Raw genomic sequence first — 13,911 nt, forward strand, 5'->3', positions numbered from 1 at the left:
CGCAAAGGCACCTGCGGTGCATCCAGCCACAGGTGCGGGACAGAGCGCGAAGGTGACGCTTACAGCGACCGGGTGAACGAACCCATCGTTCAGTCCGACTGCTGCGCCCGTTCCGGTAACTATCATCTTTAGTCCAACCCGGTAAGGCACGACAAAGCGCCAGTGGCAGCAGCCATTGGTAACAGGGGTGTGCAACTAAGGAGTACTAAAGAGGTCCTGAAGTTGTGGCTGGAGTACAGCTGCACCGGAAGAGCAGTTTTGGTAATTGCGGCCTGGTACACTCAGTTACCTCGGTTAGAAAATCTGCCCGGATTTTCTGTCCATCGGAAAAACCACCTGCCAGTTTTTTTTCGTTTACAGAGCAGGAGATTACGCACAAAGAAAAAGGATCTCGAGGAGATCCTTTTCGGTTCGTGACCGGAAAACCTTTCAGTCTGCGCTCTCCTGCCCACCATATTTGGCTTTCAGGCGGGCAACTATCCGGTCCATCGCCCCGCGCTCCCGGGCAAAGCTTTGTGCATAGCGCGTTTTACCCTGTAGCCCCAGCATCGGCCGCCAGACCTGCGGCGGGTTATTCTCCGCCCCCTTATTTACCGGATCGTCTGCAGCCGGCTGACAGGCCGCAACCACCTCCGCCGGCCATGCCGGGATTTTACTGGTCGCCATCACCAGCCAGCGCGGAAAGCTGATCACGAAGAAAATGGGCAGCTGCAGCGCATTCACAATCAGACCGAGCCGCCCGAACAACTGCTTGCTGAGGTAGAGCAGACCGAACAGCCAGCCTTCCTTCTGTTTTTCCACCGGCGGGCACCAGGGAATGGTGTCCACCAGGTCCGGGAGGTACTCATCGCCCTCCTCCATATAGCAGCGGATAAACTCCCAGTACATGGTCAGGTCTTCGGGATCCAAGTTTAAATTGACTGGAAGAGGGATCGCCTCCGCTACCGTATCTCCGTCGTCCTCCGTAACACATCCGATAATGGTCCATTCAGTGGTGGTAGGGGATACCTTTCCACTGGTCAGAACAAAGTGAATATCTCTCCACGGCACAGACAAAACCGTCCCACAGAATCGGTAGACATACACCATCCCGTTTTTACGGTTAAAGCGGATCGGATAGTAGGTGCTTAACAACGCCTCAGAAGTCATCATTCGGTATGTGAGTAGAGAGAACGGCAATGTGACAGCCCAGATTAAAGCGGTTCCAAACCAGATGCCAAAACTATACCCCCCCCATCCCATCATCACCGCAATGAAGCTGTAGCAAAACAAACTAAAGCTCATGCAAAAAAAGAAAGCTCCTGCCAACGTCTTCGTACCGCGCCAGTTGTAATAACGATCAACCAGCTCCAGATAAGTCGAGTTCAGCCGGACCACGCTGTCGAACCCATAAATCCCTTTTACATCCGGGTCGCCTGCTTTGTGAGAATATATCCGGCTAACATTTTCATCACTAAGCCGGATAAACCCGGTGTAAAACCGCGTTGACGGGTCGGCAGGGAATCGTTTAAAGGGATTAAACATGTGCCGCTCCCTGTGCGTTCAGGGCCATATAGCCATCCTTTTCCATAAGTGCGTCCGGATAAATAGCCGGAATATCGTTCTCACCCGGCGGCACCCGCCGCCATTGCGTGCTGAGCAGCCAGTTCTGTATATTATTGCGGCAGTGAATTAACAGCCAGGCTCCCGACCCCAGAGCCAGCAGCATCCCGACAAAAATCCCCGCGGGTCCCAGCAGAAACGCCGCCAGTTGAGAGCCGGCCAGAGTGGCCCGCGATACGCCAAACAATGAGGTGAGGAGCGCAACGGATATTCTGCTGCCTCCACCAACGGTCATCATCCCGACACCGGCAGCGGATAAAAATAACCGTCGCCGGTGGCGTAATAGTTCATCCAGCGCTGTGAGCGTTCCGCCAGGATATACAGATAGCCCTGCCGCATCAGCCGGGCGGCGTAGTCGGCCTCGCCTTCCGCCGCCACAGTGATGCTGCCTGGCGGCGTCGGCAGCCTGTCGCCTTTTTCCATGACTGCCGGACGAACCGGTAAGACGGGTAAACCGTAGCGCCGGCAGAATTTGCATCCCTTCGCGTTGCTCATGATGAGTCAGTTCCTTTTCCTGTCAGGGAGGCTGACCGGCCGACCGGAAACTATGCCCCTGTTTTTATGGTGGTTATCTCCCCATCATACACCACGCATGACATAAGCGAAATTTACTGGATACCTGAAGGCACACGATGAGAGGCAAAGGACTGACGACCTCCGGAAAAAGAGAAACGGACAAAATCCTTTTCGCAAAGGCACCTGCGGTGCATCCAGCGACAGGTGCGGGACAGAGCGCGAAGGTGACGCTTACAGCGACCGGGTGAACGAACCCATCGTTCAGTCCGACTGCTGCGCCCGTTCCGGTAACTATCATCTTGAGTCCAACTCGGTAAGGCACGACAACGCGCCAGTGGCAGCAGCCATTGGTAACAGGGGTGTGCAACTAAGGAGTACTAAAGAGGTCCTGAAGTTGTGGCTTGAGTACAGCTACACCGGGAGAGCAGATTTGGTAATTGCGGCCTTGTACACCCAGTTACCTCGGCTAGAGAATCTGCCTGGATTTTCTGTCCATCGGAAAAATCATCTGCCAGTTTTTTTCGTTTACAGAGCAGGAGATTACGCACAAAGAAAAAGGATCTCGAGGAGATCCTTTTCGGTTCGTGACCGGGAAACCTTTCAGTCTGCGCTCTCCTGCCCACCATATTTGGCTCTCAGGCGGGCGGTAATCCGGTCCATCGCCTCGCGCTCCCGGGCAAAGCTTTGTGCATAGCGCGTTTTACCCTGTAGCCCCAGCATCGGCCGCCAGACCTGCGGCGGGTTATTCTCCGCCCCCTTATTCACCGGATCGTCTGCAGCCGGCTGACAGGCCGCAACCACCTCCGCCGGCCATGCCGGAATTTTGCTGGTCGCCATCACCAGCCAGCGCGGAAAGCTGATCACGAAGAAAATGGGCAGCTGGAGCGCATTCACAATCAGACCGAGCCGCCCGAACAACTGCTTGCTGAGGTAGAGCAGCCCGAACAGCCAGCCTTCCTTCTGTTTTTCCACCGGCGGGCACCAGGGAATGGTGTCCACCAGGTCCGGGAGGTACTCATCCCCCTCTTCCATATAACAGCGGATAAATTCCCAGTACATGAGTATGACCTCAGGGCCCTGGCTCAAATCAATCGGAAGGGGAATAGTTTCCGCTACCGTGTCCCCGTCTTCTTCCGTGGTACACCCCACAATGGTCCACTGCGTTGAGAATCGCATTTTTGCTGAAGTCAGGACAAAGTGGATATCCCGCCACGGAACAGACAACACCGTTCCGCCGGACTGATACACATACACCATCCCGTTTTTACGGTTAAAGCGGATCGGATAATAGGTACTGAAAAACACCTCAGAGGTCATCATTCGGTATGTGAGTAAAGAAACCGGTAATGTAATAACCCACGTTAAAATAGCCGCAAACCAGATGCCAAAACTGTACCCCCCCCATCCCAGCACCACTCCGATAGTGCCGTAACAAAACAAACCAAAGAACATACAAAAAAAGATTACCCCGGCCAGCGTCCACGTTCCGCGCCAGTTGTAGGACTGGTCAACCAGCTCCAGATAGGTCGAGTTCAGCCGGACCACGCTGTCAAACCCAGAAATACCTTTCACATTCGGGTCGCCTTTTTCCTGCGAATAAATCCGGGAAACGCCTTTATATCCAAACTGCCCCCCTTTATCACTCAGACGAAGAAACCCCTTATAGAACCGCCCTGAGGATGGGTCGACAGGGAGTCGCTTAAAAGGATTAAACATGTGCCGCTCCCTGTGCGTTCAGGGCCATATAGCCGTCCTTTTCCATACGTGCATCCGGATAGATAGCCGGGATATCACTCTCCCCCGGCGGCAGCCGCCGCCACTGCGTGCTGAGCGGCCAGCTCTGTATATTATTGCGGCTGTGGATTAACAGCCAGGCTCCCGCTCCCAGAGCCAGCAGCATCCCGACCAAAATCCCCGCAGCTCCCAGCAGAAACGCCGCCAGTTGAGAGCCGGCCAGAGTGGCCCGCGATACGCCAAACAATGAGGTGAGGAGCGCTACAGATATTCTGCTGCCTCCACCAACGGTCATCATCCAGACACCGGCAGCGTCACCAGCGACGCGGTGGCCAGCTCTGCCGGCTGGGTGATACAGGATTTCATCTCCCCACTTTCCACGCGCGGTGGTACGCTGCCGCCTTCCGGCAGCGGATAAAAATAACCGTCGCCGGTGGCGTAATAGTTCATCCAGCGCTGTGAGCGTTCCGCCAGGATATACAGATAGCCCTGCCGCATCAGCCGGGCGGTGTAGTCGGCCTCGCCTTCCACCGCCACAGTGATGCTGCCTGGCGGCGTCGGCAGCCTGTCGCCTTTTTCCATGACTGCCGGACGAACCGGTAAGACGGATAAACCGTAGCGCCGGCAGAATTGGCATCCCTTCGCGTTGCTCATGATGAGTCAGTTCCTTTTCCTGTCAGCAGAGGCTGACCGGCTGACCGGAAACTATGCCCCTGTTTTTATGGTGGTTATCTCCTCATCATACACCACGCATGACATAAGCGAAATTTACTGGATACCTGAAGGCACACGATGAGAGGCAAAGGACTGACGACCTCCGGAAAAGAGAAACGGACAAAATCCTTCTCGCAAAGGCACCTGCGATGCATCCAGCGACAGGTGCGGGACAGAGCGCGAAGGTGACGCTTACAGCGGCCGGGTGAACGACCCTATCGTTCAGTCCGACTGCTGCGCCCTTTCCGGTAACTATCATCTTGAGTTCAACCCGGAAAGGCACGACAACGCGCCAGTGGCAGCAGCCATTGGTAACAGGGGTGTGCAACTAAGGAGTACTAAAGAGGTCCTGAAGTTGTGGCTGGAGTACAGCTGCACCGGAAAAGCAGTTTTGGTAATTGCGGCCTGGTACACCCAGTTACTTCGGTTAGAAAATCTGCCCGGATTTTCTGTCCATCGGAAAAATCACCTGCCAGCTTTTTTCGTTTACAGAGCAGGAGATTACGCACAAAGAAAAAGGATCTCGAGGAGATCCTTTTCGGTTCGTGACCCGGTATACCGTCAGTCTGTGCTCTCCTGCCCGCCATATTTGACTTTCAGCCGGGCGATGATCCGGTCCATCGCCTCACGCTCTCTGGCAAAACTTTGTGCATAGCGCGTTTTCCCCTGCAGCCCCAGCATCGGCCGCCAGACCTGCGGCGGGTTATTCTCCGCCCCTTTATTGACCGGATCGTTTTCTGCCGGCTGACAGGCTGAAACCACCTCCGCCGGCCACACCGGAATGTTACAGGTAGCCATAACCAGCCAGCGTGGAAAACTAATCACGAAGAAAATGGGCAACTGCAGCGCATTCACAATCAGACCGAGCCGCCCGAACAACTGCTTACTGAGATAGAGCAGCCCGAACAGCCAGCCTTCCTTCTGTTTTTCGACCGGCGGGCACCAGGGAATGGTGTCCACCAGGTCCGGGAGGTACTCATCCCCCTCTTCCATATAACAGCGGATAAATTCCCAGTACATGAGGATGACCTCAGGGCCCTGGCTCAAATCAATCGGGAGGGGAATCGCCTTCGCGACCGTGTCCCCGTCCTCTTCCGTGGTGCACCCCACAATGGTCCATTGTGTTGAGGACCCCATCTTTGCTGAAGTCAGGACAAAGTGGATATCCCTCCACGGTACAAACAGCACCGTTCCACCGGACTGATACACATACACCATCCCATTTTTACGGTTAAATCGGATCGGATAGTAGGTACTGAAAAAAACCTCAGAGGTCATCATTCGATATGTGAGTAGAGAGAGCGGCAATGTGATAGCCCAGATTAAAAGGGTTCCAAACCAGAAACCAAAACTGTACCCCCCCCATCCCATCATCACTCCAATGAAGCTGTAGCAAAACAAACCAAAGAACATACAAAAAAAGATTACCCCGGCCAGCGTCCACGTTCCACGCCAGTTGTAGGACTGGTCAACCAGCTCCAGATAGGTCGAGTTCAGCCGGACCACGCTGTCAAACCCAGAAATACCTTTCACATTCGGGTCGCCTTTTTCCTGCGAATAAATCCGGGAAACGCCTTTATATCCAAACTGCCCCCCTTTATCACTCAGACGAAGAAACCCCTTATAGAACCGCCCTGAGGATGGGTCGACAGGGAGTCGCTTAAAAGGATTAAACATGTGCCGCTCCCTGTGCGTTCAGGGCCATATAGCCGTCCTTTTCCATACGTGCATCCGGATAGATAGCCGGGATATCACTCTCCCCCGGCGGCACCCGCCGCCACTGCATGCTAAGCAGCCAGTTCTGTATGTCGTTCCGGGTATGGCTTAACAGCCAGGCTCCCGCCCCCAAAACCAGCAGCATCCCGACAAATATCCCCGCAGGTCCCAGCAGAAACGCCGCCAGTTGGAAGCCGGCCAGAGTGGCCCGCGATACGCCAAACAATGAGGTGAGGAGCGCAACGGATATTCTGCTGCCTCCACCAACGGTCATCATCCAGACACCGGCAGCGGATAAAAATAACCGTCGCCGGTGGCGTAACAGTTCATCCAGCGCTGTGAGCGTTCCGCCAGGATATACAGATAGCCCTGCCGCATCAGCCGGGCGGTGTAGTCGGCCTCGCCTTCCGCCGCCACCGGCACAGTGATGCTGCCAGGCGGCGTCGGCAGCCTGTCGCCTTTTTCCATGACTGCCGGACGAACAGGCAAGACGGGTAAACCGTAGCGCCGGCAGAATTGGCATCCCTTCGCGTTGCTCATGATGAGTCAGTTCCTTTTCCTGTCAGGAGAGGCTGACCGGCTGACCGGAAACCATGCCCCTGTTTTTATGGTGGTTATCTCCTCATCATACACCACGCATGACATAAGCGAAATTTACTGAATACCTGACTGTCCCTGAGGCACACGATGAGAGGCAAAGGACTGACGACCTCCGGAAAAGAGAAACGGACAAAATTCTTTTCGCAAAGGCACCTGCGGTGCATCCAGCGACAGGTGCGGGACAGAGCGCGAAGGTGACGCTTACAGCGGCCGGGTGAACGAACCCATCGTTTAGTCCGACTGCTGCGCCCGTTCCGGTAACTATCATCTTGAGTCCAACCCGGTAAGGCACGACAACGCGCCAGTAGCAGCAGCCATTGGTAACAGGGGGGTGCAACTAAGGAGTACTAAAGAGGTCCTGAAGTTGTGGCTGGAGTACAGCTGCACCGGAAGAGCAGTTTTGGTAATTGCGGCCTTGTACACCCAGTTACCTCGGTTAGAAAATCTGCCTGGATTTTCTGTCCATCGGAAAAATCACCTGCCAGTTTTTTTCGTTTACAGAGCAGGAGATTACGCACAAAGAAGAAGGATCTCGAGGAGATCCTTTTTCGGCTCGTGACCTGGTATGCCGTCAGTCTGCGCTCTCCTGCCCACCATATTTGGCTCTCAGGCGGGCGGTAATCCGGTCCATCGCCTCGCGCTCCCGGGCAAAGCTTTGCGCGTAGCGAGCTTTCCCCTGAAGCCCCAGCATCGGCCGCCAGACCTGCGGCGGGTTATTCTCCGCCCCCTTATTCACCGGATCGTCTGCAGCCGGCTGACAGGCCGCAACCACCTCCGCCGGCCATGCCGGAATTTTACTGGTCGCCATCACCAGCCAGCGCGGAAAGCTGATCACGAAGAAAATGGGCAGCTGCAGCGCATTCACAATCAGACCGAGCCGCCCGAACAACTGCTTGCTGAGGTAGAGCAGACCGAACAGCCAGCCTTCCTTTTGTTTTTCCACCGGCGGGCACCAGGGAATGGTGTCCACCAGGTCCGGGAGGTACTCATCCCCCTCTTCCATATAACAGCGGATAAACTCCCAGTACATGAGTATGACCTCAGGGCCCTGGCTCAAATCAATCGGAAGGGGAATAGTTTCCGCTACCGTGTCCCCGTCTTCTTCCGTAGTACACCCCACAATGGTCCACTGCGTTGATAATGGCATTTTTGCTGAACACAGAACAAAGTTGATATCCCGCCACGGAACGGACAGCACCGTTCCACCTGACTGATACACATACATCATCCCGTTTTTACGGTTAAAACGGATCGGATAGTAGGTGCTGAAAAATATCTCAGAGGTCATTAATCGATATGTCACCCAAGAGAGCGGAAGTGATATTAAGCACCAGACCACAATCAAATATATCCAAGTCTGAAGCGGATACCCGCCCTCCCAGAGCATAGGAACTATCAATGAGAGAAAGGTGCCTATAAATATCAGACAAAAAAAGAAAGCCCCGGCCAGCGTCCACGTTCCGCGCCAGTTGTAAGAACGGTCAACCAGCTCCAGATAGGTCGAGTTCAGCCGCACCACGCTGTCGAACCCGTAAATCCCTTTCACATCCGGGTCGCCTGTCTGCTGCGAATAAATCCGGGATATACTATTATCACTCAGATTTAAAAAAGGCGCATTGAACCGTTTTGACGGGTCTCCAGGCAGCCGCTTAAAAGGATTAAACATGTGCGCCTCCCTTTGGGATCAGACTCATATAGCCATCCTTTTCCATACGTGCATCCGGATAGATAGCCGGAATATCGCTCTCGCCCGGCGGCACCCGCCGCCACTGCGTGCTGAGCAGCCAGCTCTGTATATTATTGCGGCTGTGGATTAACAGCCAGGCTCCGGCCCCCAGAGCCAGCAGCATCCTGACAAAAATCCCCGCTGGTCCCAGCAGAAACGCCGCCAGTTGGAAGCCGGCCAGAGTGGCCCGCGATACGCCAAACAATGAGGTGAGGAGCGCAACGGATATTCTGCTGCCTCCACCAACGGTCATCATCCAGACACCGGCAGCGGATAAAAATAACCGTCGCCGGTGGCGTAATAGCTCATCCAGCGCTGTGAGCGTTCCGCCTGGATATACAGATAGCCCTGCCGCATCAGCCGGGCGGCGTAGTCGGCCTCGCCTTCCACCGCCACAGTGATGCTGCCTGGCGGCGTCGGCAGCCTGTCGCCTTTTTCCATGACTGCCGGACGAACCGGTAAGACGGGTAAACCGTAGCGCCGGCAGAATTGGCATCCCTTCGCGTTGCTCATGATGAGTCAGTTCCTTTTCCTGTCAGCAGAGGCTGACCGGCTGACCGGCTGACCGGAAACTATGCCCCTGTTTTTATGGTGGTTATCTCCTCATCATACACCACGCATGACATAAGCGAAATTTACTGGATACCTGAAGGCACACGATGAGAGGCAAAGGACTGACGACCTCCGGAAAAGAGAAACGGACAAAATCCTTCTCGCAAAGGCATCTGCGATGCATCCAGCGACAGGTGCGGGACAGAGCGCGAAGGTGACGCTTACAGCGGCCGGGTGAACGACCCTATCGTTCAGTCCGACTGCTGCGCCCTTTCCGGTAACTATCATCTTGAGTCCAACCCGGTAAGGCACGACAACGCGCCAGTGGCAGCAGCCATTGGTAACAGGGGTGTGCAACTAAGGAGTACTAAAGAGGTCCTGAAGTTGTGGCTGGAGTACAGCTGCACCGGAAAAGCAGTTTTGGTAATTGCGGCCTTGTACACCCAGTTACCTCGGCTAGAAAATCTGCCCGGATTTTCTGTCCATCGGAAAAATCACCTGCCAGCTTTTTTCGTTTACAGAGCAGGAGATTACGCACAAAGAAAAAGGATCTCGAGGAGATCCTTTTCGGTTCGTGACCGGGAAACCTTTCAGTCTGCGCTCTCCTGCCCACCATATTTGGCTCTCAGGCGGGCGGTAATCCGGTCCATCGCCTCGCGCTCCCGGGCAAAGCTTTGTGCATAGCGCGTTTTACCCTGTAGCCCCAGCATCGGCCGCCAGACCTGCGGCGGGTTATTCTCCGCCCCCTTATTCACCGGATCGTCTGCAGCCGGCTGACAGGCCGCAACCACCTCCGCCGGCCATGCCGGAATTTTACTGGTCGCCATCACCAGCCAGCGCGGAAAGCTGATCACGAAGAAAATGGGCAGCTGCAGCGCATTCACAATCAGACCGAGCCGCCCGAACAACTGCTTGCTGAGGTAGAGCAGCCCGAACAGCCAGCCTTCCTTCTGTTTTTCCACCGGCGGGCACCAGGGAATGGTGTCCACCAGGTCCGGGAGGTACTCATCGCCCTCCTCCATATAGCAGCGGATAAACTCCCAGTACATGGTCAGGTCTTCGGGATCCAAGTTTAAATTGACTGGAAGAGGGATCGCCTCCGCTACCGTATCTCCGTCGTCCTCCGTAACACATCCGATAATGGTCCATTCAGTGGTGGTAGGGGATACCTTTCCACTGGTCAGAACAAAGTGAATATCTCTCCACGGCACAGACAAAACCGTCCCACAGGATCGGTAGACATACACCATCCCGTTTTTACGGTTAAAGCGGATCGGATAGTAGGTGCTTAACAACGCCTCAGAAGTCATCATTCGGTATGTGAGTAGAGAGAGCGGCAATGTAATAACCCACGTTAAAATAGCCGCAAACCAGATGCCAAAACTGTATCCCCCCCATCCCAGCACAGCTCCGATGGTGCCGTAACAAAACAAACCAAAGAACATGCAAAAAAAGAAGGTCCCTGCCAACGTCTTCGTACCGCGCCAGTTGTAATAACGGTCAACCAGCTCCAGATAAGTCGAGTTCAGCCGGACCACGCTGTCGAACCCATAAATCCCTTTCACATCCGGGTCGCCTGTCTGCTGCGAATAAACTCGAGAGACGCCTTTATCACTCAGCCGGAGAAACCCGGTGTAAAACCGCGTTGACGGGTCGGCAGGGAATCGTTTAAAGGGATTAAACATGTGCGGCCCCCTGTGCGGTGAGGGCCATATAGCCGTCTTTTTCCATACGGGCGTCCGGATAAATAGCCGGAATATCACTCTCGCCCGGCGGCACCCGCCGCCACTGCGTGCTGAGCAGCCAGCTCTGTATATTATTGCGGCTGTGGATTAACAGCCAGGCTCCCGCCCCCAGAGCCAGCAGCATCCCGACAAAAATCCCCGCAGGTCCCAGCAGAAACGCCGCCAGTTGAGAGCCGGCCAGAGTGGCCCGCGATACGCCAAACAATGAGGTGAGGAGCGCTACAGATATTCTGCTGCCTCCACCAACGGTCATCATCCCGACCCCCGCGGAATTAATCAAATGCCCCAGGCCAGTGCCGACTTTTCCTTCGAAGGCATCAGACAATCCATTCCAAAATTCAATACCGGAATAAATTACACCGCCACTATACCCTGTCCAGCCCCAGATACCCGCCCCCACAACCCTCATCGCGCCGTTCCTGACCAGCGATATGACCGAAGGCAGCTCCAGCCTCATCAGCGGCGTCATCGCCAGTTTCAGCGCCTCCGCCGTTGACGCCACCGCCATGCCGGCATTGGCCCCGAACACCGTCGCAGCCTTCCCTTCAACCGGCAGGCCGCTATTTTTCAGACCATAGCTCAGCACCATCCACTGGAAGTACGCCGAAAACACCGTCCCGCCAAACGTCATGCCTTTCGCCGCCATCTCCGTCGCCAGCGTACCGGGTTTCATCCCACTCAGCTTCGCCACCGATGCATTCAGTGAAGTCGGGAACAGCATCCGCGCCAGTTCATCCTCCGTGAGCATCACCGTACTGAGCTTCGCCAGCCGTTCTTTAACCGGCAGGGCTGCCAGCGCTTTCGCCGCCGCCACATCCAGGATGCGCGGCAGCTGTATCTGCCCACCCGCGCTCTCCGGCAATTCTTTCACCAGCCGCTCAGCCAGCTTACGCATCGCGGTATACAGCTGGCCGCCGCTTTTTCCGCTCATCTCCAGCATCCCGGCCATTCCCCGGGTCATGGCCCCGACAAAGTTTTTCGTCCCCGGCATCACGCTGACCGCCGAGAACGCCTTGCCCTGCATCGCCAGCATCCCGATGGCAAAGCGCACCGGCGTACCCTTCACCATCAGGTCCACCGATTTCATCATCGCCTCAGACCACAGCAGGCTGAGCTTTTCCAGCCCCGTCAGAATGGCACCGGCATAGTTGCCGCTGTATCCCTTGGCCCCGTCTGCCAGGCGATCCCAGCTCATCCCCAGCCACCAGTCCGGCCCGCCGGTTTTCAGTTGTGCATCTACCTGCGCTATCCACCCGTCATGATTAAAGAATGCCGCCCGCTGCAGGAAGTTTTCCGGGGTCAGCGCGGCCTGATTCAGCTGCTGGTCGATGTGGGTGATTACCCCACCTTTGTCACTCATCCCCGCCAGCACTTTCGCCACCGTCTGGATATAGCGCCCGCCGCTGTGCGCACAGGTCGGGTCAAAATGCTGCACAAAGTAATCGGCCATCGCCGGCCCCTGCAGCCAGGCCAGGTACATCCGGGTAACGGGAATGACTGAACTATTGTCGTACGCTGTCAGCCAGTCTTTCAGGGTCTGGCTGAACGCCTGCTCCTGCGTCCGGTCGATGTATTTTTCGTAACCGCTCTGCCACGCCTCGTCCACCCGGTCATCCCGGCTGACATCGTTCAGCGCGTGCATCCTGTCGGCCACGGCCGGGGCCGGAAAGTGCGGTCCCGCCGGGCTGTCCCAGCCGTAGCGCATCTGCTGCTCAAAATGCGCGTCGCCGGTCTCTGCAGACAGATAAAAATGATTGCGCATCGCCAGCTCAACGCTGCCGAGCATCGTCTGCAGCGCAATACCCCGGCTCAGCGCCGGGTTAGTGGCAATGGCCTGCTGCATCCGGTAGCGCGCCAGCGCCGAAATCTCCGTCGCCACCCCGACCGGATCGGAAAGCACCAGAATCGCGCCGTTGCCGGCGCTCAGGCTCTCGGCGGCCTGCTGCAGGTCGGTTGCTGAATGCCGGCTGACGGCCCTGAGGGGTGACGGTGTCCAGTGTTTAAGGGTGCTGCGGCTCAGCCCCGGGCTGTACTCCGCCACGCTGCTGAGCTGGCTGAACGGCAGCGCCTGCTGTCCGCTGTGCCTGGCAAGCCACGCATCCATATCAAATGGCTGCATGTACCGGCGGCGGAAAGTCGCCTCCTCATGCTGCCGGCGCACTGCAGGCGTCCACTGCTCTTCTGACCAGGCAAACCAGTACACCCCGTTCAGCATACCCGGCGGTTTTACCGGCAGCGTCACCAGCGACGCGGTGGCCAGCTCTGCCGGCTGGGTAATACAGGGTTTCATCTCCCCGCTTTCCACGCGCGGCGGTACGCTGCCGTCTTCCGGCAGCGGGTAAAAATAACCGTCGCCGGTGGCGTAATAGTTCATCCAGCGCTGTGAGCGTTCCGCCAGGATATACAGATAGCCCTGCCGCATCAGCCGGGCGGTGTAGTCGGCCTCGCCTTCCGCCGCCACCGGCACAGTGATGCTGCCAGGCAGCGTCGGCAGCCTGTCGCCTTTTTCCATGACTGCCGGACGAACAGGCAAGACGGGTAAACCGTAGCGCCGGCAGAATTTGCATCCCTTCGCGTTGCTCATGATGAGTCAGTTCCTTTTCCTGTCAGGAGAGGCTGACCGGCTGACCGGAAACCATGCCCCTGTTTTTATGGTGGTTATCTCCCCATCATACACCACGCATGACATAACCGAAATCAGCTACCGGACAGGCAAGGATCAACACGGTGAGTTTGAAACCAGTGAACTGATACGGATCAACGGTGATCTCAATACGAGTGCGACACCGCGGCGGCACAGAAAGGGACCGTCAAAAGGTGATATTTCGGCGGAAAATTCGCAGCTCGCGGCGATTCAGAAGCAACTGGACTCCCTGTAGCAGACTATCACCCTGATAGCAGCTTGAGCTGATGCGCAGTACCTTCCGGGTTATCAGCACGGTGCGGGCGCGAGTGCTGCCGGGCTGGATGAGCGCCTGCTGCTGCCTGATGGCCCCGGTGGAGGAG

At 56.2% G+C, this 13,911-nt stretch carries 15 protein-coding genes and 2 pseudogenes; 3 read left to right on the plus strand and 14 right to left on the minus strand.

Annotated elements, in window-relative coordinates:
* Window positions 1-429: 429 nt before the first annotated feature.
* From ACP3TC_RS14645 to ACP3TC_RS14685, 9 genes are all read right to left on the minus strand, one after another.
* Window positions 430-1,524: a DUF6708 domain-containing protein gene (locus tag ACP3TC_RS14645; protein ID WP_313856517.1), complete on the minus strand. Its 1,095-nt coding sequence runs from the start codon at window positions 1,522-1,524 to the stop codon at window positions 430-432.
* Window positions 1,517-1,840: a hypothetical protein gene (locus ACP3TC_RS14650; protein WP_426816736.1), complete on the minus strand. Its 324-nt coding sequence runs from the start codon at window positions 1,838-1,840 to the stop codon at window positions 1,517-1,519. The genes ACP3TC_RS14645 and ACP3TC_RS14650 overlap by 8 nt, the downstream gene beginning before the upstream one ends.
* Window positions 1,837-2,097 (minus strand): toxin VasX, encoded by a 261-nt coding sequence (locus ACP3TC_RS14655; protein WP_313856521.1) that lies wholly within the window; start codon window positions 2,095-2,097, stop codon window positions 1,837-1,839. The genes ACP3TC_RS14650 and ACP3TC_RS14655 overlap by 4 nt, the downstream gene beginning before the upstream one ends.
* A gap of 621 nt (window positions 2,098-2,718) precedes the next feature.
* Window positions 2,719-3,834, minus strand: coding sequence for a DUF6708 domain-containing protein (locus tag ACP3TC_RS14660; protein WP_426816737.1), 1,116 nt, complete (start codon window positions 3,832-3,834; stop codon window positions 2,719-2,721).
* Window positions 3,827-4,150: a hypothetical protein gene (locus ACP3TC_RS14665; RefSeq protein WP_426816738.1), complete on the minus strand. Its 324-nt coding sequence runs from the start codon at window positions 4,148-4,150 to the stop codon at window positions 3,827-3,829. The genes ACP3TC_RS14660 and ACP3TC_RS14665 overlap by 8 nt, the downstream gene beginning before the upstream one ends.
* Window positions 4,147-4,506, minus strand: a complete 360-nt coding sequence (locus ACP3TC_RS14670; protein WP_313856508.1) for a toxin VasX — start codon at window positions 4,504-4,506, stop codon at window positions 4,147-4,149. Before ACP3TC_RS14670 ends, ACP3TC_RS14665 begins: the two co-directional genes overlap by 4 nt.
* Window positions 4,507-5,127: 621 nt before the next feature.
* Window positions 5,128-6,243, minus strand: coding sequence for a DUF6708 domain-containing protein (locus ACP3TC_RS14675; protein WP_426816739.1), 1,116 nt, complete (start codon window positions 6,241-6,243; stop codon window positions 5,128-5,130).
* Window positions 6,236-6,559, minus strand: coding sequence for a hypothetical protein (locus ACP3TC_RS14680; protein WP_426816740.1), 324 nt, complete (start codon window positions 6,557-6,559; stop codon window positions 6,236-6,238). The genes ACP3TC_RS14675 and ACP3TC_RS14680 overlap by 8 nt, the downstream gene beginning before the upstream one ends.
* Window positions 6,556-6,822, minus strand: coding sequence for a toxin VasX (locus ACP3TC_RS14685; protein ID WP_313856505.1), 267 nt, complete (start codon window positions 6,820-6,822; stop codon window positions 6,556-6,558). The genes ACP3TC_RS14680 and ACP3TC_RS14685 overlap by 4 nt, the downstream gene beginning before the upstream one ends.
* Window positions 6,823-7,120: 298 nt before the next feature.
* On the opposite strand from ACP3TC_RS14685, the pseudogene ACP3TC_RS14690 reads away from it, so the two are divergent.
* Window positions 7,121-7,210 (plus strand): annotated as a pseudogene (locus ACP3TC_RS14690) (replication initiation protein); the annotation flags it as partial.
* A 243-nt stretch (window positions 7,211-7,453) separates the two neighbouring features.
* On the opposite strand, the gene ACP3TC_RS14695 reads toward ACP3TC_RS14690, so the two are convergent.
* The 3 genes from ACP3TC_RS14695 to ACP3TC_RS14705 are packed head-to-tail and all read right to left on the minus strand — an operon-like array spanning window position 7,454 to window position 9,121.
* Window positions 7,454-8,548, minus strand: a complete 1,095-nt coding sequence (locus tag ACP3TC_RS14695) for a DUF6708 domain-containing protein (protein ID WP_426816741.1) — start codon at window positions 8,546-8,548, stop codon at window positions 7,454-7,456.
* Window positions 8,541-8,864, minus strand: a complete 324-nt coding sequence (locus ACP3TC_RS14700; protein ID WP_313856502.1) for a hypothetical protein — start codon at window positions 8,862-8,864, stop codon at window positions 8,541-8,543. The genes ACP3TC_RS14695 and ACP3TC_RS14700 overlap by 8 nt, the downstream gene beginning before the upstream one ends.
* Window positions 8,861-9,121: a toxin VasX gene (locus tag ACP3TC_RS14705; protein ID WP_426816742.1), complete on the minus strand. Its 261-nt coding sequence runs from the start codon at window positions 9,119-9,121 to the stop codon at window positions 8,861-8,863. The genes ACP3TC_RS14700 and ACP3TC_RS14705 overlap by 4 nt, the downstream gene beginning before the upstream one ends.
* 273 nt (window positions 9,122-9,394) lie before the next feature.
* Here ACP3TC_RS14705 and ACP3TC_RS14710 point away from each other — a divergent pair.
* Window positions 9,395-9,514 (plus strand): annotated as a pseudogene (locus ACP3TC_RS14710) (replication initiation protein); the annotation flags it as partial.
* Between the two features lie 236 nt (window positions 9,515-9,750).
* Here ACP3TC_RS14710 and ACP3TC_RS14715 read toward each other — a convergent pair.
* Both ACP3TC_RS14715 and ACP3TC_RS14720 read right to left on the minus strand, forming a co-directional pair.
* A complete protein-coding gene (locus tag ACP3TC_RS14715; protein WP_313856499.1) occupies window positions 9,751-10,845 on the minus strand; it encodes a DUF6708 domain-containing protein in 1,095 nt (364 codons plus the stop codon).
* The gene (locus tag ACP3TC_RS14720) at window positions 10,838-13,489 is read right to left on the minus strand and encodes a T6SS effector BTH_I2691 family protein (protein ID WP_426816743.1); all 2,652 of its coding nucleotides are present in this window, start codon (window positions 13,487-13,489) and stop codon (window positions 10,838-10,840) included. The genes ACP3TC_RS14715 and ACP3TC_RS14720 overlap by 8 nt, the downstream gene beginning before the upstream one ends.
* Here ACP3TC_RS14720 and ACP3TC_RS14725 point away from each other — a divergent pair.
* The gene (locus ACP3TC_RS14725) at window positions 13,488-13,784 is read left to right on the plus strand and encodes a hypothetical protein (protein ID WP_313856497.1); all 297 of its coding nucleotides are present in this window, start codon (window positions 13,488-13,490) and stop codon (window positions 13,782-13,784) included. The genes ACP3TC_RS14720 and ACP3TC_RS14725 overlap by 2 nt on opposite strands.
* Window positions 13,785-13,911: the final 127 nt, after the last annotated feature.

The sequence above is a fragment of the Winslowiella sp. 2C04 genome (genome assembly GCF_050037805.1).
GTDB classification, from domain to species: Bacteria; Pseudomonadota; Gammaproteobacteria; order Enterobacterales; family Enterobacteriaceae; genus Erwinia; species Erwinia toletana_A.